The organism is Thalassospira sp. UBA4513 (genome assembly GCF_002388495.1).
In the GTDB taxonomy this organism is placed as follows: domain Bacteria; phylum Pseudomonadota; class Alphaproteobacteria; order Rhodospirillales; family Thalassospiraceae; genus Thalassospira; species Thalassospira tepidiphila.
Genome location: NZ_DGMR01000020.1, coordinates 1 through 17,775 on the forward strand (window position 1 = coordinate 1; position 17,775 = coordinate 17,775).

At 54.4% G+C, this 17,775-nt stretch carries 16 protein-coding genes; 4 read left to right on the forward strand and 12 right to left on the reverse strand.

Annotated features, from left to right (window positions below; genetic code table 11):
- Positions 1–19 precede the first annotated feature (19 nt).
- Positions 20–1,051, reverse strand: a complete 1,032-nt coding sequence (locus B2T33_RS07280) for an NAD-dependent epimerase (RefSeq protein ID WP_197145545.1) — start codon at positions 1,049–1,051, stop codon at positions 20–22.
- A gap of 236 nt (positions 1,052–1,287) precedes the next feature.
- On the opposite strand from B2T33_RS07280, the gene B2T33_RS07285 reads away from it, so the two are divergent.
- Positions 1,288–2,031 carry a putative metalloprotease CJM1_0395 family protein gene (locus B2T33_RS07285; RefSeq protein ID WP_197145546.1) on the forward strand — a complete coding sequence of 248 codons (744 nt, stop codon included), beginning with the start codon at positions 1,288–1,290 and terminating at the stop codon, positions 2,029–2,031.
- Between the two features lie 296 nt (positions 2,032–2,327).
- Positions 2,328–2,981, forward strand: a complete 654-nt coding sequence (locus B2T33_RS07290; RefSeq protein ID WP_008891795.1) for a response regulator — start codon at positions 2,328–2,330, stop codon at positions 2,979–2,981.
- A 125-nt stretch (positions 2,982–3,106) separates the two neighbouring features.
- On the opposite strand, the gene B2T33_RS07295 is transcribed toward B2T33_RS07290, so the two are convergent.
- The 9 genes from B2T33_RS07295 to B2T33_RS07335 all read right to left on the reverse strand — a co-directional run bounded on the left by B2T33_RS07295 (position 3,107) and on the right by B2T33_RS07335 (position 12,632).
- Complete coding sequence (locus B2T33_RS07295) at positions 3,107–5,071, reverse strand: hybrid sensor histidine kinase/response regulator (RefSeq protein WP_197145547.1); 1,965 nt, start codon at positions 5,069–5,071, stop codon at positions 3,107–3,109.
- A gap of 89 nt (positions 5,072–5,160) precedes the next feature.
- Positions 5,161–6,159, reverse strand: coding sequence for an MDR family oxidoreductase (locus B2T33_RS07300; protein ID WP_197145548.1), 999 nt, complete (start codon positions 6,157–6,159; stop codon positions 5,161–5,163).
- 94 nt (positions 6,160–6,253) lie between these two features.
- Positions 6,254–6,634, reverse strand: a complete 381-nt coding sequence (locus B2T33_RS07305; protein WP_286791611.1) for a YkvA family protein — start codon at positions 6,632–6,634, stop codon at positions 6,254–6,256.
- A 15-nt stretch (positions 6,635–6,649) separates the two neighbouring features.
- Positions 6,650–6,958, reverse strand: coding sequence for a hypothetical protein (locus B2T33_RS07310; RefSeq protein WP_197145550.1), 309 nt, complete (start codon positions 6,956–6,958; stop codon positions 6,650–6,652).
- Positions 6,959–7,049: 91 nt separating this feature from the next.
- On the reverse strand, positions 7,050–8,822 hold the full coding sequence (gene asnB / locus B2T33_RS07315) for an asparagine synthase (glutamine-hydrolyzing) (protein ID WP_197145551.1): 1,773 nt from the start codon (positions 8,820–8,822) through the stop codon (positions 7,050–7,052).
- Positions 8,822–9,847 carry a glycosyltransferase gene (locus B2T33_RS07320; protein ID WP_197145552.1) on the reverse strand — a complete coding sequence of 342 codons (1,026 nt, stop codon included), beginning with the start codon at positions 9,845–9,847 and terminating at the stop codon, positions 8,822–8,824. Before B2T33_RS07320 ends, asnB begins: the two co-directional genes overlap by 1 nt.
- A gap of 24 nt (positions 9,848–9,871) precedes the next feature.
- Positions 9,872–10,636, reverse strand: coding sequence for a glycosyltransferase family 2 protein (locus tag B2T33_RS07325; RefSeq protein ID WP_197145553.1), 765 nt, complete (start codon positions 10,634–10,636; stop codon positions 9,872–9,874).
- Positions 10,629–11,504: a glycosyltransferase family 9 protein gene (locus B2T33_RS07330; protein WP_286791612.1), complete on the reverse strand. Its 876-nt coding sequence runs from the start codon at positions 11,502–11,504 to the stop codon at positions 10,629–10,631. Before B2T33_RS07330 ends, B2T33_RS07325 begins: the two co-directional genes overlap by 8 nt.
- Positions 11,505–11,603: 99 nt before the next feature.
- On the reverse strand, positions 11,604–12,632 hold the full coding sequence (locus B2T33_RS07335) for a glycosyltransferase (RefSeq protein WP_286791613.1): 1,029 nt from the start codon (positions 12,630–12,632) through the stop codon (positions 11,604–11,606).
- Positions 12,633–12,793: 161 nt separating this feature from the next.
- Between B2T33_RS07335 and B2T33_RS07340 the strand changes: the two genes are divergently transcribed.
- Both B2T33_RS07340 and B2T33_RS07345 read left to right on the forward strand, forming a co-directional pair.
- The gene (locus B2T33_RS07340) at positions 12,794–13,708 is read left to right on the forward strand and encodes a YgfZ/GcvT domain-containing protein (protein ID WP_197145556.1); all 915 of its coding nucleotides are present in this window, start codon (positions 12,794–12,796) and stop codon (positions 13,706–13,708) included.
- Between the two features lie 126 nt (positions 13,709–13,834).
- Positions 13,835–14,512, forward strand: coding sequence for a hypothetical protein (locus B2T33_RS07345; RefSeq protein ID WP_286791614.1), 678 nt, complete (start codon positions 13,835–13,837; stop codon positions 14,510–14,512).
- 62 nt (positions 14,513–14,574) lie between these two features.
- Here B2T33_RS07345 and ppdK read toward each other — a convergent pair whose 3' ends face one another.
- Positions 14,575–17,235 carry a pyruvate, phosphate dikinase gene (ppdK, locus tag B2T33_RS07350; RefSeq protein WP_197145558.1) on the reverse strand — a complete coding sequence of 887 codons (2,661 nt, stop codon included), beginning with the start codon at positions 17,233–17,235 and terminating at the stop codon, positions 14,575–14,577.
- Positions 17,236–17,310: 75 nt separating this feature from the next.
- Positions 17,311–17,775: DALR anticodon-binding domain-containing protein (locus tag B2T33_RS07355; RefSeq protein WP_286791615.1), on the reverse strand; the 465-nt coding region annotated here is incomplete at its 5' end.

Sequence of the window (17,775 nt, forward strand, 5' to 3'; positions counted from 1 at the left end):
ACCTATTGAGGTTCCACATCTAGCCGTAGAAAGCGCGATACCACTCAACAAAATTGCCGATACCGGTTTCAATCGAGGTAGCCGGCTTGAAGCCAACGGCATCGGTCAACGCATCAACATCGGCGTAAGTCGCGGGCACATCACCATCTTGCATCGGCAGCATGTTTTTCTCTGCCGTCTTGCCCAGTGCCTTTTCGATCGTTTCGATCATATACATCAGCTCGACCGGGCTGTTATTGCCGATATTAAACACCCGATAGGGTGCCGAACTGGTTGCGGGATCGGGCTTGGCCGAATTCCAGTCGGGGTTCGGCTGGGCAACGGTCGAGATGCAGCGATAAACACCTTCGACAATGTCATCGATATAGGTAAAGTCGCGACGCATCTTGCCTTCGTTAAAGACGTTGATCGGACGCCCTTCGAGGATCGCCTTGGTAAACAGGAACAGCGCCATGTCCGGGCGCCCCCACGGGCCGTAGACGGTAAAGAAACGAAGACCGGTCGTTGGCAGACGATACAGATGGCTGTAAGTGTGGGCCATCAGTTCATTGGCCTTTTTCGACGCGGCATACAGGCTGATCGGATGATCAACATTGTGATGCACGGAAAATGGCATTTCGGTATTCATGCCATACACCGAACTGCTTGATGCATAGACCAGATGTTTCACATTGTTGTGACGGCATCCTTCGAGGATGTTGGTAAAACCAACAAGGTTGGCATCAATATAGGCATGCGGATTTTCAATCGAATAGCGCACCCCAGCTTGAGCCGCCAGATTGACAACATAGGTCGGCTTCTCAGTAGCGAACAGATCAGCAATCCCTTCACGGTTTTCGAGATCCATACGGACGAATTTGTAACCCGGCTTGCCTTCCAACCGTGCGAGACGCGCCTCTTTGAGGTTGACGTCATAATAGTCATTGACGTTATCAAGTCCGACAACTGTCGCCCCCTGTTCCAGCAGTTTCAGGCAAAGATGGGAACCGATAAAACCGGCGGCACCCGTGACAAGTACCTTTTCATTGGCCGGAATGATGAAGTTGGACATGCGCGTTGGAATTCCTGATTGAAGTACAGCATGAAGCGCGCCAGGCGCCGGTTGGAAATTCGGGATTTTTGATACCAGCAAGGGTACGGATGCGCAAGCCATCAACCGATGCCATTACGCCTCAGGCGCCTTACCCCTAAGACCGTTTATTGCGAGCCGAGACTCCCGGTCATTTTTCTGCTATGGTGTCTTTTCGTATAGGTTTCGTCTTAAGATTACGAGCGACGTAAAGACAGATGATTTCAGCTGGTCAAACCATAGCCAACCCGAATGGGGGCGGCTTGGGCGTTATCCTGAATGTTCGGGAAATCGCGCAAACTGCTGATGGGCGTGTTTTGGCCGAATATGAGGCCATTGAAGTCCAGCGTCAGGGCGGAAATGCGTCATCTGTTTCGCCATATGCCATTGCTGGCGCCGGCTCAGACGGCGCACGCACGCGGATTGTTGATCCACGCACCCTGACCGAGGCACAAGCGGTTGCTGGCGGCGTCAGCCGTGCGGAATACCGCGAGGCACGCGAAACCAATTCGGAAAACGGCAACACCACAAATGGTACTTTGTCCAGTCAGGATCTCGACCCGGCTGAAGAAGCTGTCATCAATCAGTTGCGCGCCCGAGATTCAGCTGTACGCCAAGAGGAAGAGGCCCATGCCGCTGCTGCCGGGCCTTATGGCTCTGCGCCGCAATACACATATCAGATTGGTCCGGACGGTAACGCTTATGCCATTGGTGGTCACGTTGATGTAAGCGTATCACTGTCTGGCAGTGCGGAAGATCGTGATCGTGCGCTGGCCACCTTGCAAAATGCAGCACTGGCACCAAACGCACCATCAGGTGCCGATATGGCAGCCTTCCGCCAGGCAAGCCTGCAAAGAGCAACCAGTGATGGTATTGATACAAACAATACTACCGAAGAATCCGCACGTAACGAGGCGATGTCTAAAAACGGCGCGCATCAGAATATATCAATTTCTGTGTAACTTTTCCTATCGCGGTTCCTTCTGATCCCCTGATATACTATTCGATGCGCGATGAAATACTTATCCTTGAGTTCGGATACCTATTCACTTGGATAGATGCTACTATCAAAAACTATCCTGCCGTTTGACAGGGACACCGTTTTGTTGAATGCTGCGCTCGCGTCCGGGGGGGACGCTTGGATTGAAAATATCAGAATCGCGCGAAACCATATTATTGCAATTGTGGATCGCGTTTCCGAGGTCGCTGTCCCAATTTATTTCAGTGAGCTTTGGACAAGAACAGGTACGGCATAAAAATGAACATCCTGCTAGCAGACGATCACGATCTCGTCAGAGACGGGATCACTTCCTTCCTAAAACTCGCAGCGCCGGAAGTTGAAGTCGCGCAGGCGAAAGACTTCGCAGAAGCACTTGCCGTCGTTGACGGAGAAACCAACGTCGAACTGACCATCCTCGATCTGAACATGCCTGGCATGAATGGATTGTCCGGTTTGACCGTCATGCGCCAGAAACATCCTGAAATTCCTGTGGTTATTCTTTCAGGCTCGGTTAAACGCAGCGACGTTCTGAACGCACTGGAACATGGTGCGTCGGGATATCTGCCCAAGACGCTGTCAGGTAAATCCCTGATCAACGCCCTGCGTTTGATTCTGTCCGGCGAAAAATACATCCCGTCTGCATTGCTCGAAGACGATGGCACGCAGATGCGCCCGGGTGAGATCGACCTTGACGGCCTTGCACCAGACAACCCCTTGCGGCAGTTGACCAACCGCGAGCGCGAAGTGCTGGGTCTTCTGACCAAGGGCCTTTCCAACAAGGAAATCGCCAAACAGCTAACCGTTCGCGAAATTACCGTGAAGGTCCATTTGACCGGTATTTTCAAGAAGCTCGGTGCTGCCAACCGTACACAAGCGGTGAAGATTGCCATGCAATTGGGCTGGGAAGCCTGATCGCTGCCAAATCCAGGCAAACAAATCAGAAAAAGCCCGGCACAATGCCGGGCTTTTCCTTTATCAATTTAAATCATAAGTCCACTTGCAGCCAAAAGTCTCTTGCGGATGCCTGCGGGGCAAACTTAAGCCGCGAACACTTCGCAAAGCTCATCAAGTGTTGCCAGAAGTTCCTTCAAGTTCAGCGGCTTTGACATCACTGTCACCGGTGCATCTGGCCCATCCTCATCCTCAACCGGTCGGTCAGCGTCGCCTGGGTGGCCGGTCATTACAATTACCGGCAATGCGGGATTGCGTTCCCGAAGTTCCTTGACCAAGGCGTTGCCATCCATATGTGGCATGCGAATGTCGGTAATCAGGATGTCAGGCTGCACAACACCCGCAATCGCCAAAGCATCTTCACCGTTACTTGCGGCGGAAACATTAAAGCCCTGTGCTTCAAGATATCCCGAGATGATTTCCATGGCATCCACTTCGTCATCGACGACAAGCACGCGAATTTTGCCGCGTGCTTCGGCATTCGGCGGCACCTTGGTCAGCCAGCCATCCTCCTGACCTGCGTCGGAATGATGATCCACCTTCGTGGTATCGGCATCCGCAAGCGGCAGAGTGATTTCAAAGCAGGCCCCGTCACCCTCATTTCGCACATCAATTCGGCCGCCCATGGCCTCGACAATGCCAAAACTGACCGACAGCCCAAGTCCGGTTCCCTTGCCAACATCCTTGGTCGTGAAGAACGGGTGAAAAAGCAAGTCAATGGCGGCTTCCGGAACACCGCCGCCATTGTCGTTGACAGCCAGTTTCAATGACTTCCGCGCTTCGTCAACCATTGCGCTGACACGGATCAAACCACCGATACTGCCGGCATCATCGCCGCTTTCGTTGATGGCATCGCGCGCGTTGCTCAGCATATTGACCAGAACCTGTTCCAACTGAACCTGTCGGCCATTGACGAAACAGCGCTGCCGGGGGGCGACGACATCAATTGCAATGCCCGACAATCTGCAATCATGTTCGACCATGTCCACGGCGCGCTCAACGGCTTTCATGACGTCGAACGGCGCAAAATCATCGTCGTCCGGACGGCTATATATCTGAAGATGTTTGATGATTTCGGACATGCGCTCTGTCTGGGAACTGATGAGCGCCAGTCTTTCGCGCTGGAAGGCCGGTTTCACGGCATCCAGATCATATTGCAGGGCGCAGGTATCTGCGGCCATCCGGATGACGTTCAGCGGCTGATTCATTTCGTGGGCAACGGACGCTGCCATTTCACCAAGCGTTGCCAGTTTGGACGTCTGAACCAGTTGACGTTCAACTTTACGTTTGTCCGTAACATCTTCTGCCAGCATCAGCATGGCTGGTGCCCCCTCGTGGGTAAAGGCAATGGCCGAGACTTCCAGCTCGACATTTTCGCCTTCCGGGCGTTGGCAGATGATTGTGAAATCCGCACGCCCCGGATAACCGTTTCTATACCGCGAAATGTATTCTTCAAGCGTTTCGCGGCTTGAAGGATGCACCATTTCCATGAAGGATCGCCCGACAAGTTTATCACTGTCTCGTGCGCCCAAAATGCTGACGCCCTGCTGGTTCATATAGACGATCTCTTCGCCACTCAGGACAGAGATCAGTTCTGGTGCCAACTCGACCAGTTTGCGGTAACGCTCTTCACTTTCCTTGAGCGCGCGTTCGGCGCGCGACCGTTCAATCGCATACCTGATGGAACGACGGATTGTACGACCATCCGGAAATTCCTTGGTCAGATAGTCTTCAGCGCCATGTTGAAGGGCTTCGAACGCAAGTTCCTCGTCCTTGTGGCCGGTCAGAACAACGACAGGCGCGGCATTGGCACAACTACGCACACGGCTGATGGTTTGTACGCCAGACGAGTCCGGCAAGGTCAGATCCAGCAAAACAACATCAAACAGTGCATCTGGGCCGTCACCATTAAGCACCGCCATCGCGGATGCAAGGTCGCTTCGATGCTCGATATCAAACGGCTCGCCGGTTTCTTCCAGCAGGGTACGCACAAGAAACGCATCCCCGGGATTATCTTCGACAAGAAGAATTCGGAACCGTTGTTCAGGCATCACGTTCATTTCCAGCTTTCAGAGACACGGGTTTTCGTGCCGCATCGCACGGATCGAAAACCCGTTGAGTCTGCATGGTTTTGCGGGTGCTAGCAATCCTGAACATCAACAAGCAGACGTCCCTGCACCTGCCCTTTGAGGATCTTCTCCCCCCATGGCAGAATATCGGACAGTGCAACTTTCGTTGTTGCAGATTGCAGTTGATCCTTCGGCAATTCGCGCGCCAGGCGCTGCCAGGCACGCACGCGCGTCTCATAGGGACACATGACCGAATCAATCCCGATCAGTTTCACACCACGCAGCAGGAACGGGATAACAGTTCCGGGCAAATCCGGACCACCGGCAAGACCGCAGGCGGCAACAACACCATGATATTTCATCTCGGAAAGAACGTGGGCAAGCGTCGTGCTACCGACACTGTCGATTGCCCCCACCCATCGTTCCGTCAGCAGAGGTTTGCTGGTATCGGTCAGTTCATTGCGATCAATGATCGTACTGGCACCGAGATCACGGAGATACTGATGCGTTTCGGCGCGTCCCGTCGATGCGGCAACCCGATAGCCAAGCGCAGAAAGTATTGAAACAGCAACAGAACCAACGCCCCCGGCAGCCCCGGTCACAAGGACTTCGCCATCCTGCTTTGTCGACACACCCTGATCTTCCAGTGCCATGACTGCCAGCATTGCGGTGAAGCCCGCCGTGCCGATTGCCATTGCCTGTGATGCATCAATTCCGGCGGGCAACGGAACAAGCCAATCGGCCTTCACCCGTGCAAGCTGGGCATAACCGCCCCAATGGGCTTCACCAACCCGCCAGCCAGTCAGCACAACTTCATCGCCGGGCTTATAACGATCATCGGCTGATGAAACGACTTCGCCAGAAAAATCAACGCCGGGCACATGGGGATACGTGCGCACAAGCCGTCCTAATCCGTTCAGGACCATGCCGTCCTTATAATTGAGAGTTGACCATTTGACCCGAACCAGCACTTCTCCTGCGGGCAGGTCATCTGTCGTCAGGTTCTTGAATTCTGCTGTAACGCTTTTTTCTTTCTGGTCCAGAACCAGTGCGCGAAATGATTCAGCCATGGGATCCTCCCGATCTGTTCGGATGATCGATCAAGAGTATGGTGCCCACCACCGTGCGTCAAACACGCAGGTTACATCCGACAAGAGGGATTGATCAATCAGCCGCGGGAACGCTTGCAGGTTCAAGCGAGGTATCCGTACCCCCCAAAACCGCAACAGCGATGACCACAATCGCCAGAATGCCGAGATAGACCAACAAGCGACGCGACGTGGGCTGTTTTTGCAAGTCGTCCCGGACCACTTCACATTGCACATAGTCAGGCAGGCTTCGATAGGACAGCCATCCCAACAAAGGCACGATCACAAGATCATCCAACCAGCCAATCCCGACCAAAACATCGGGCAGGAAATCAACAGGACTGACCAGATAAACCAGACCGGTCAGTAATAGAAGCTTGGATTTCAGTGCCACATCTTTGCGCATCAAAGTGCGCAACAGGTTGGGTACGATCATCCAGACCGAAGCTTTTCTCAAAGGCAGTTAACCGTTTCAACGATGCAGTGGCGTGACATAGGCAGAGTAAGCAATCCGCATTGCGCGCGCAAACTTTTCACGCTGCTCAGCACTGGTCGCCTGCTCAGTCACATCAACCCCAATTGATCCGCAATCAATCGTACATTTGGCATAGACAGTGGTCGGGAGCTTGAATTCATATGTCGCGCCCAGTGTCGCACTTTCTTTCAAGGGCAGCGCCTTAATCGATTTCGCGTGTAAATCATTCGGCGGTACAGTCATCCATGCCAGCAACAATGCAAAACCAAGAACCGCCAACATCGCCAGTTTATCAAGATACAGCATCACTCATGTCCCAACAGCATATCTGTTAATTGTTATTTGCAATTAAGAAATGCCGGAGCGAGTGATTTGTTCCCGTAAAAGTTAAGACGTCTTAACTTTTTTGAAAACTGGCGAGTGTTTCGAAAACGTCCGGGCAAGGCGCATGCCCGAGAACATTCGCCTGATGCCAAAGCGCATAGAACAGCAAATGCCAACAAGCCGCACCTTCACGTTTGCCCGGAGTGTCGAAAAGTTTTTCCACCCTGTCGGCATCTGCGATCTCGATAATGCCTGCCTGCCGGGCGACCAGCGGTCCCAACTCCTTGCCACGCGCTGCAATCCATTCTGAAACCGGAACCGTGAAGCCGCGCTTCTTGGCAAACGGCTTTGCCATCGGCAGACAGCGTTCCAGCCAACTGCGCAACAGGAATTTGCCAACGCCCTTTCTGACCTTGAGGCGGTCGGGAAGTTGGTAGGCGAACTCGGCGACAACCGGATCAAGGAACGGTGTGCGCCCTTCAAGACCGTGCGCCATCAGCATGCGATCAAGCTTGAGCAACAAATCATTGGGCAACCAGTCGGCGCAATCCACGGCCTGAGCAATCGCCAGACGCGACCGTTTCCCCCGGCTTTCACGACTTTCGGACGCTGCAATGCCATCGCGCCACCCCTCCAGAACACCGGGCCGCAAGACATCGATCTTATCGAACGTCCCCTTGGAGCGCATCACACGACCGCCCAGTAAAAAGGGGCGCATGACCGACCGGTACCGACCGTAGCCGCCAAACAGCTCGTCACCACCCTCGCCCGACAGCACAACCTTGAAATCGCGCGCGGCTTCCTTGGCTAGCTTGTAGGTCGGAAGAATGGCATAATCCGCTGCCGGATCATCCATTCGCGCAGCCACCTCCGGCAATAGCGTCCAGAAGTCATTTTCGGAAAACATCACTTCGATATGGTTGGCGTTGCATGCCTTGGCGACCTCTCGGGCGAGTTCGCGTTCGTCATGCACACTGCTGGCTTCAAACGCTGCAGTATAGGCCGTTACCGGTCTCTCATTAAGCCGGTGCATCATACCAAGCAAGGACGCACTATCGACCCCGCCCGACAGGAACATGGCATAATCGACATCAGATCTTTGGTGTAGCCGAACCGATTCCTCGAACACCCGGTCCCACTCATAAAGCGCACTTTCCAGATTATTCCCGGTCGCACCTGCATCACTGAGAACCTGACGACGCCGGCGCTCGACAATCCGTCCGTTTTTCAAAACGATGGTTTCACCGGGCTGCAGTCGTTTGATCCCATCAAGGATCATGTCCGCGCCTGTGGTGAATTGCACCTGAAGCAACTCGTACCGGGCATCCTCGCGTACTTCCCGACCAACAAGGCCGGCAGCGACCAATGCCTGCGCTTCGGACGCGAATGCGAAATATTCAGGGGTTTCAACGTAATATATCTGCTTGATACCAAACGGGTCGCGACACAGAACGACCTGATTATCGACCACATCATGAATGGCAAAGGCATACATGCCACGCAACTGATCAAACCCGCCAATACCATCGCGCACGAATTTGCGAAGCGCAGTCTCGCTGTCTGAATGGGTTTTAAAGCCCTCTTCACCCAGATTTTTTCTGAGCTCCAGATAGTTATAAATCTCACCGTTGGCGATCAAAGCACTACCATTTTCGTGGTAAAGCGGCTGGTCACCAGTATTGAGATCGATAATTGCCAAGCGTGTCTGGATGAAACCGACGGGGCCTTTGATATAGCGCCCGTCACCATCTGGTCCGCGATGCCCCAATGCATCACGTAAACGATCAAGGATTTCAGGATCAAGGGATTGCTTGTCCTTGGCGATATAACCGGCAATTCCGCACATTAAGGTGCAACCTCGTCAAAGAAAGCCTTATATCGCGCGACCACGACATCCTCGGTAAAGTTGGCATCAAAAGCCGCACGCCCATTTGCCGACAATGTGTCTGAAAGCGCCTTATCGTCAAGGACTGCGCGTAAATCAGACGCCAACGCAGAAACATCTTCAAGTGGAGACAGCAATCCGCTCTCGCCCGCTTTGATCAATTGCATTGGTCCCTGACTGGCCTGTGCGACAACCGGTTTGCCGTGAGCCCATGCCTCAATCACCATGTTGCCGAGCGGTTCATGTCGCGAAGAGGCGCAAAAGACATCACAGGTCGCAAAGAGATTGGCCACATCGCGACGCCATCCCAAAAACCGGACACGATCCGCCACACCACATTCGGCGGACAGTTTCAGCAGCCCGTCCTTGAGATCGCCTGCCCCTGCGATCCAGAGATACGCGCCGGGGACATCAACCAAGGCCCTGATCAATGTATCGAAGCCCTTGTTTTCGTGAAGGCGGCCCAGCCCAAGAATTAGCGGTGCGTCGTTTGGAGTGTTGAATTCCAACCGGTCAAGCTGTGTGCCTGGTTTTGCGTCTACAAAGTTCGGTAGATAATGGGTCCGCTCAGCAGGCCACCCTTCACGCACCAGATAGTCACAAATATCGCGCGTGTTGCCAATCAGATGATCGCAATCACTGAAGTTCTTGAGCTTGTAATAACCGCCAAGCCGGGCGACCTTGGTGAAATTGCCTGACGGCGTCATCCGGCTGGCACGGTTCATCCAGCTCAGAACGATCTTTGGCTTGTGCTTTTTGATCTGCTGGCGCAACGCCCACGGAGTTCGCAAATCAAGACGCCCGCCAAAAGGCAGTTCATCAAATGAAACACTATTTTCGGCGAGAACGGTGTTCCGGCCTTCATTCGGCCTCACGATACAATGTTGATCGATGCCAGCCCGCTGAAAACCGCAGGCAAGACGCACAAAGAACTCCTCCGCGCCGCCAAATGGGCTTCCGGCCATGGTTTGCAGGAGCATGGTCATTGGCAGTTCTCCGATGCGCCTTTCTTACTCATCGTCATAGCGCGCCTTGAGATAGGACACCATCGGGAACAAGGCGGCCAGCAACGCGATCAGGAAGCCCAACCCACCTTCCTTATATCCCTTGCGCGACACAAAACAGCGCCAGAAGCGCGAGATGATGCGGCGGAAGTTGTGGGCGAAACTGCCAATCTTTCCGGTGGCCCGCAGGTCGGCAGCGCGTGCAGATGTATAACTGTCAAATCGACGAATCATGTCTGAGATGTTGCGATCAACAAAATGAACCAACGCACCATCAAGCCGAGGGCCTTTTTTACCGGTCAGCTCAAACGAGGGATGAACCCGCTCGTCCCCCCAGTTCTTGCAACCCTTGCGATAAAGCCGCCAAACAGCAGACGTCCCGAAGGATGCCCCCCAACCGTAACGCACAAGGCGCTTCCCGACATAATTGTCGACCGGAATCAAGAATGAGTCGAACTTGTCCGAAAGAACCGCTTCAGGAATGGCCGCTGCCAGCTCTGCATTTATATGCTCGTCGGCATCAAGTTCGAATATCCAGTCGCCACTTGCTTCGGCTATTGCGCGGTTGCGGCGGTCGCCTTCAATGTTCCAGCTACCGACGACAGTTTTGGCCCCAAAGCCCTTGGCGATGTCTTCGGTTTTGTCAGTACATTTATCGCAAATTACGACGATCTCGTCTGCAAAAGTCACTTTTTCAAGGCAGGAAGGAAGTCTTTCCTCCTCGTTATGAGCACAGATCACGACTGAAATACGCGGTTTTTTATCACTCATCGCCGATTTCCTGATTGCGATAGTCTTTAACTAATTGAATTGCCGCCGCGACAACTTTGGCAACCGGCAAGGTTTCCATCAAATTTTCTTTCGATAGGTAACTTTCACGGTTGGCCATGATTTTGTCGAATGACCATTCCGTGCGCACCGCCCGTCCCCATTTCGAACAAGGGCCATAATGTTCCTCACGCGACGGGCCAAAAAGCCCGAGTGTCGGTCGCGTAGAGGCAGCTGCCATGTGCATAAGGCCGGAGTCATTGCCAATATATAGATCGGCTTTTTTCAGACAGGCCATCACAGTCAAAAGATGCTCTGTTCCAAATATTTCTACGCGTCTATTGGGCGGAATACTCTCAATAACAGGCAAGGACGAATCACGCTCACTCGGCGCCCCGACCAGAAGCACACGCGCATTCTCAAGCACAGCACCGGGCTTGGTCAGTTCGGCAATTGTTTCTTCAAACCGTTCGGGATGCCAAGTCTTACCAATCCAGTTTGCAGATGGCCCGACAGCCAACAACGGCTTGCCATCGTCAGGGATGAGCTCTTTCGCGCGCGCCTCATCCTCAGGACGGGTCCAGAGAACTGGTAACGATGCAGGTTCAACACCAATCAATTTTCCGAGCTGTTCAACACGATGCAAATCATCGTCGTTACCCGGCAACACCACCCGCGTCTTGCCCGGCAACACATAAGCCGTTGCACTTCCGCGCAGGTCGACGATGATGTCCCACCAGTTCAGGACAACCGATTTCCAGAGCTTCCACCAATGGCCGCCGCGTTTTTGCTTTGGCATTTTGATGATGCGTTCGAGGTTTGGAACGCCCTCGAAAATCGGTGCAGCAACCGGGCCGCAGGCGACCGTCACACGGATACCGGGATAGGTTTCGACATAGTGGCGCAAAACCGATGTCGAAAGCACCGCATCGCCGAGGCGATTTGAGGTAATGAACAGCAGGCGCACGGCTTACAGTTTCTCCAACTCGCCAGCGACATGGATCCATTCGCGGCGATCATTGCGTGCGGCTTCGGATTGGCTGGCAAAGAAGGACCGGTCGGTCAGAAGCTGAGACGTGATATTTCCAAACGCGGCCTCGTCCGGAACGATGTAGCCCGTCTTGCCATCCTCAACCCGGCTTTTGGCAATCCCGCCATAGGACACAACCGGCGTTGCAGCCCCCAGCGCATCGACAATCCACTGCCCGACATGATCCGTCCCGTACTTGCCGTGATGCAGGAACGCACGCGCATTGGCAACGGTTTCGGCCATGTCGGCCTCTGGTTTCGGATGATGGACCCGAACCCCCTTGTCGATGGCGGATCGCACCATATCAAGCAGGTCTTCAGATACACTGTCATTCTCGCCTGCCATGGCGCTAAACAGGTCATAGGCATAGACTTCGAGGATCGCGTTCGGCGCCTTGGGCGCGACATAGGTTTCCCAAATGCGAATGATCTGGGCGATCCCGGTCGAACTGTTGGCAACCGTCACCGCCAGTTCGTCGCGCGATTCAAACGCCCAGTGCATGTTCGATGCCATGACAAAGGATGTTGTCGCACCCGGTTTGACCACGATCGGCTTTTTGGCAAGGTCGGCATCAAAGGCCTTTGCCTGCGCATCATCGGTAAAGATGACCTGAACTTTCTTTTCCTGCAGCACCAGACGCACATCATCGGCATTCAGTCGTGCCGGATCGCCATCGAACCAAAGTGCGACAGTCGCACCCTCGGGCACCGAAGCGTGGCTGAGCAATGCCGGATCACGCCAGACAATCACGGTATTGACCGCATCACCGCCAAAGGGCGGCAGTTCGGCATCAATCTGTCGCCAGGCAACGCCGTGCATGTCCTTGTCGATGCCGCCATTGCGGCGTGCTTCGACCTTGTGACCACGGGCAACAAGGGACTCAGCCAAGGCAATGAAAGCGCGCTGGCATGTTCCGAGCGGACGGGCTTCGCGATCCTTGGGATCAAAGCCGATGGAGTGATCAAGCATCAAGATTTTCATAAGTTTGGTTCTATCCGTTCGACGGCGTTTTATGAAGGGTTTTCTTATAGCTTACCCACCCTGCCTCCGCACAGACAGGTCTTGCGAAATTTGTGTGATTGCCCCACATTTCGCCCAAACAATTCCGATTTACCGGAGCCATAAATATCATGAGTGAGACTTTTTACGCCCTTTTGCCGGATCGCGCGGTGATCCGTGTCAGCGGCCCGGATCGGGTCAGCTTTCTGCAAGGGCTGGTATCAAACAATATCGAAACCATTTCGGCCGAGAAATCCGGCTATGGCGCGCTTTTAACGCCGCAGGGCAAATTCCTGTTTGATTTCTTTGTCTATCATCAGGATGAGGACAGTCTGCTGATCGAATGCGAGCGCGGCGAGAATGGCGAGCGTGCGGCCGAACTGTTCAAAAAGCTTCGCATGTATAAACTCCGCGCCAAGGCAGAACTATCTGATGTCACCGACAGCTACGACGTCATTGCCGTCTTTGGCAAGGATGCGCTTTCCGCCCTGTCGCTGGATGCAACACCCGGTACGACCGCACATATGGCCGATGGCATCAAGGCGGTTGATCCGCGTCTTGCCGAAATGGGCGCACGTGTTCTTCTGCCGAAAAATGCGCTGATCGAAATGGCCGCAATTGGTGCCGAGGAAAGCGATATCGAAACCTACCATGAAATGCGCGTTTCACTTGGCATTCCCAATGGCAGCGAGGAACTGGAAATCGAGAAATCAATCCTGCTTGAAAATGGCTTTGAAGAGCTTGGCGGTGTCGATTTCAAGAAGGGCTGCTATATGGGTCAGGAGCTTACCGCCCGGACCAAATATCGCGGTCTTGTGCGCAAACGTCTGTTGCCCGTCAAAATCGACGGCCCGGCGCCGGATGCCGGCACGCCGATTATGAATGGCGACAAGGAAGCGGGGATCATTCGATCTGTCCACGGTGACCATGGGCTGGCAATGATCCGGCTTGAGCGGGTTGAGGGCGATGCAGAGCTCACCGCAGGCGATGCAAAGATCACGGTTTCTGTTCCCGATTGGGTTCAGTTGCCGGAAAACGCAGCCTGATCTCGGCGCCCGAAGTCAAATTTACGTTTCGAACGGGTCCCGCCTTGCGGGGCCCGTTTTCGTTAAAACCTGTTGCAACGCCGCAAAAGCCCCTATGTTAAAAGAAAAGCAAAATCGGGAACTGCGATGAAACTGTGGAATAGGGTCCTTTCTGTCCGGGGCTTGATGGCCGCGCTTTGCGCGCTTGCCATGGTGCCTGCTATGGCCGTGGCACAGCAAGCTGCACCGGGCCTAAGTGACGTGCCTGTTTCAGATATGTCGATTGCCGAGGCCGAAAAGGAAATGGCCACAATCACCGAGGCCTATAACCGCAAGGGTCATCAGATCAAACAGATGGCGCTTGGTACGCTGCTTCGATTTTATCCGCAGAAGATTGTGCCGTGTGGCGCCATCGTCACCAATGTTCGCGACTGTCTGGACAATCACTGGCCTGATCTTAAAGACTATCCTGGGCACTTTCTTGGGCCGAATGAAAAACCGGCACTGAGGCCCACAATCGAACAGGCCCGCATGACCGAGGAAAACTACCTCGATGCGGTTGAACGGTTGAACATGTTGCTGCGTGCCGTGCGCTATGAAAGTACGCTTGCGCCCGAAGAACGTTATCGTCTTCAGCTTGATGCCGTGATTACCCATCTGACAGAGATGCGCGAGGCGGAATATCACAATCGCCTTCTTTACGAGAAGCTTTTCAAGATCGGCGGCATCATCTTGCTGCTTCTGGGTCTATCAGTTGGCGGGATGCTGGTGATGAAACACCATGCCCAGCGCAACGATCCATCATCACCATCAGGCAAAAAATAACGGCAACGGGATGCCCGTTGCCGTATTTGTCTTCATTCAGAAATCGAGTTCACATGCGGCGATTACTTGCCAAGCACTGCCTGGGCAGCGGCAAGGCGCGCAATCGGCACGCGGTACGGGGAACATGACACGTAATCCAGTCCCTGTGCCTCGCAAAAGGCGATGGATGCCGGGTCGCCACCATGTTCACCACAAATGCCAAGCTTGATGTCCGCGCGGGTCGCACGACCACGTTCGGCGGCAATACTGACAAGTTCGCCAACCCCTTCCTGATCAAGCGATACGAACGGATCACCGGCAAAGATATCCTTGGAGATATAAGTATCAAGGAAGCGCGATGCGTCATCACGTGACAGACCAAAGGTCGTCTGGGTGAGGTCGTTGGTGCCGAAGCTGAAGAATTCGGCTTCTTCGGCGATTTCACCCGCCCGAAGTGCTGCACGCGGCAGTTCGATCATGGTGCCAACCAGGTATTTCAGTTTGGCATCCTTTTCGTCTTCGACCTGGGCGGCAACCTTGATGATCGCAGCTTTGAGGATTTCGAGTTCCTTCTTGCCGACAATCAGCGGGATCATGATTTCCGGAATGACCGGATCGCCACCATCCTTGGAAACCTCGATCGCGGCTTCGAAGATGGCGCGGGCCTGCATTTCATAGATTTCCGGATAGCTGATGCCCAAACGGCACCCGCGATGGCCCAGCATCGGGTTGGCTTCGGCAAGATCAAGCAAGCGGCGCTTGACGATGGCTTCTGACACACCGGCGGCCTTGGCCACGTCGGCGATTTCGGCATCGCCATGCGGCAGGAATTCATGAAGCGGCGGATCGAGCAAACGAATGGTAACCGGAAGCCCCTTCATGATGCGGAACAGGTCGATAAAGTCCTGACGCTGATAGGGCAGAAGCTTTGCCAGTGCGGCACGACGGCCCTTCTCGGTTTCGGCCAGGATCATTTCGCGCATCGAGACAATGCGTTCCGGATCAAAGAACATGTGTTCTGTACGGCAAAGACCAATGCCCTCTGCCCCGAAACCACGTGCGGTTTCGGCTTCTTCCGGGGTTTCGGCGTTGGTGCGGATTTTAAGGCGACGCAAGGCATCGGCCCATTCCATCAGCTGCGAGAAATCACCCGAAAGATCGGGCTTCAGGGTCGCAACTTCACCCAGCATGACTTCGCCCGTGGCACCGTCAAGGGTGATGACGTCCCCTTCTTTCAGGGTCACGCCGCCAGACATCATGGTTTTGTTGGCATAATCGATCTTAACCGCACCTGCACCGCAAACACATGGCGTACCCATGCCACGTGCAACCACGGCTGCGTGGCTGGTCATGCCACCGCGTGATGTCAGAATACCTTGGGCGGCATGCATGCCGGCGATATCTTCGGGGCTGGTTTCGATACGCACCAGTACAACCTTGCGGCCCTTGCCCGCCCATTCTTCAGCGGCCTCGGCAGAAAAGACGATCTGGCCCGATGCCGCCCCCGGCGACGCCGGAAGGCCCATACCAACGACCTTGCGATCTGCTTCGGGGTCAAGGGTCGGGTGCAGCAGCTGATCAAGCTGTGCGGGATCGACGCGTCTGATCGCATCTTCCTGGGAAATCACGCCATCGCGGCACATTTCAACTGCGATCCGCAATGCGGCCTTTGCCGTGCGTTTACCTGCACGGGTCTGGAGCATGTATAGCTTACCGGACTCAACGGTGAATTCCATGTCCTGCATGTCGCGGTAATGGGATTCAAGTTTTTCGCGGATATCGCAAAGTTCCTTGAAGACAACCGGCATGGCCGCTTCCATCGAAATCAGGTCCGAACCGGATTCCTGTTTTTCGATTTCCGTCAGCGGGGCTGGTGTGCGGATACCGGCAACCACGTCTTCGCCCTGCGCATTGATCAGGTACTCGCCATAGAAACGGTCTTCGCCGGTCGACGGGTTGCGCGAGAAGCAAACGCCAGTCGCGCAGTCATCGCCCATATTGCCAAAGACCATCGCCTGCACGTTGACCGCCGTGCCCCAGCTCGCCGGGATGTTGTGCAAACGGCGATAGGTATTGGCACGCGCATTCATCCAGCTGCCAAACACCGCACCAATCGCGCCCCACAGCTGTTCGCGCGGATCTTGCGGGAAGGGTTCACCCAGTTCGGTTTTGACTTTTTTCTTGAACGCCTCGACGACTTCGGCCCAGTCATCTGCGCCCATATCGGTATCAAGGCTGACACCCTTGTCTTCCTTGACGGTCTCAAGGATGTCTTCGAAGTGATAGTGATCAACGCCCAGCACGACATCGCCATACATCTGAATGAAACGGCGGTAGCTGTCATAGGCAAACCGACGATCGCCTGACACTGTTGCCAAGCCTTCGACCGTCTCGTCATTGAGGCCAAGGTTCAGCACCGTGTCCATCATGCCGGGCATGGATGCCCGGGCACCGGATCGGACGGAAACTAAAAGCGGGTCCTTGGCATCGCCAAACTTGCGACCAACAACTTTTTCGACAGATGCCAGTGCGGTTTCGACCTCGGCATTCAGACCATCGGGATAGGCGCGGTCATTGTCATAAAACGCCGTGCAGACTTCGGTTGTAATGGTAAAGCCGGGCGGGACAGGAAGTCCGAGATTGCACATCTCGGCAAGGTTGGCCCCCTTGCCGCCCAGAAGTTCACGCATATCCGAACGGCCCTCGGCGCTACCGCCACCGAAACCGTAAACCCATTTGGTCATCTTGCCTTTTCCTCATCTGGTCGAGGCCCCGATGGGCCTCCCCGGATGGGGAAAGCCCCGCAACCTTGACCTGTTTTATGATTCGATTTTCGAGAAGTCGGCAATATCGTGCAACGCTGTGCGAATTTGTGCCAACAGCTTCAAGCGGTTGGCACGTTCGTCAGCATTGTCGCTATTGACCGTAACCTTTTCGAAGAATGCATCGACCGGTTCACGCAACCGCGCAAATTCGGTCATTGCCGCGGCATAGTCCTCGTCACGCAGAAGTGGCAAGGCCTTGTGCCGGACATCAATGAGCGCCTCATACAGCTTGCGTTCTTCTTCCAGGCTCAGAAGGTCGGCGGAAACGTCCGCTTTATAGGACGTATTGTCCTTTTTCTCTTCGATGCGCAGGATGTTTGACGCACGCTTGTATCCGGCCATCAGGTTGACGCCGCTTTCGCCAGAGACAAAATCGGAAAGCGCTTCAACACGGGCCAACAGGCGGACAAGATCGTCCTCGCCATCCAGTGCAAACACGGCCGACACCAGATCATGGCG

Excerpts from the sequence above, each read along its gene's own strand:
- B2T33_RS07280 (WP_197145545.1), bottom strand. The coding sequence starts at position 1,051 with ATGTCCAACTTCATCATTCCGGCCAATGAAAAGGTACTTGTCACGGGT.
- B2T33_RS07285 (WP_197145546.1), top strand. The coding sequence starts at position 1,288 with ATGATTTCAGCTGGTCAAACCATAGCCAACCCGAATGGGGGCGGCTTG.
- B2T33_RS07290 (WP_008891795.1), top strand. The coding sequence starts at position 2,328 with ATGAACATCCTGCTAGCAGACGATCACGATCTCGTCAGAGACGGGATC.
- B2T33_RS07295 (WP_197145547.1), bottom strand. The coding sequence starts at position 5,071 with ATGCCTGAACAACGGTTCCGAATTCTTCTTGTCGAAGATAATCCCGGG.
- B2T33_RS07300 (WP_197145548.1), bottom strand. The coding sequence starts at position 6,159 with ATGGCTGAATCATTTCGCGCACTGGTTCTGGACCAGAAAGAAAAAAGC.
- B2T33_RS07310 (WP_197145550.1), bottom strand. The coding sequence starts at position 6,958 with ATGCTGTATCTTGATAAACTGGCGATGTTGGCGGTTCTTGGTTTTGCA.
- asnB (WP_197145551.1), bottom strand. The coding sequence starts at position 8,822 with ATGTGCGGAATTGCCGGTTATATCGCCAAGGACAAGCAATCCCTTGAT.
- B2T33_RS07320 (WP_197145552.1), bottom strand. The coding sequence starts at position 9,847 with ATGACCATGCTCCTGCAAACCATGGCCGGAAGCCCATTTGGCGGCGCG.
- B2T33_RS07325 (WP_197145553.1), bottom strand. The coding sequence starts at position 10,636 with ATGAGTGATAAAAAACCGCGTATTTCAGTCGTGATCTGTGCTCATAAC.
- B2T33_RS07335 (WP_286791613.1), bottom strand. The coding sequence starts at position 12,632 with ATGCTTGATCACTCCATCGGCTTTGATCCCAAGGATCGCGAAGCCCGT.
- B2T33_RS07340 (WP_197145556.1), top strand. The coding sequence starts at position 12,794 with ATGAGTGAGACTTTTTACGCCCTTTTGCCGGATCGCGCGGTGATCCGT.
- B2T33_RS07345 (WP_286791614.1), top strand. The coding sequence starts at position 13,835 with ATGAAACTGTGGAATAGGGTCCTTTCTGTCCGGGGCTTGATGGCCGCG.
- ppdK (WP_197145558.1), bottom strand. The coding sequence starts at position 17,235 with ATGACCAAATGGGTTTACGGTTTCGGTGGCGGTAGCGCCGAGGGCCGT.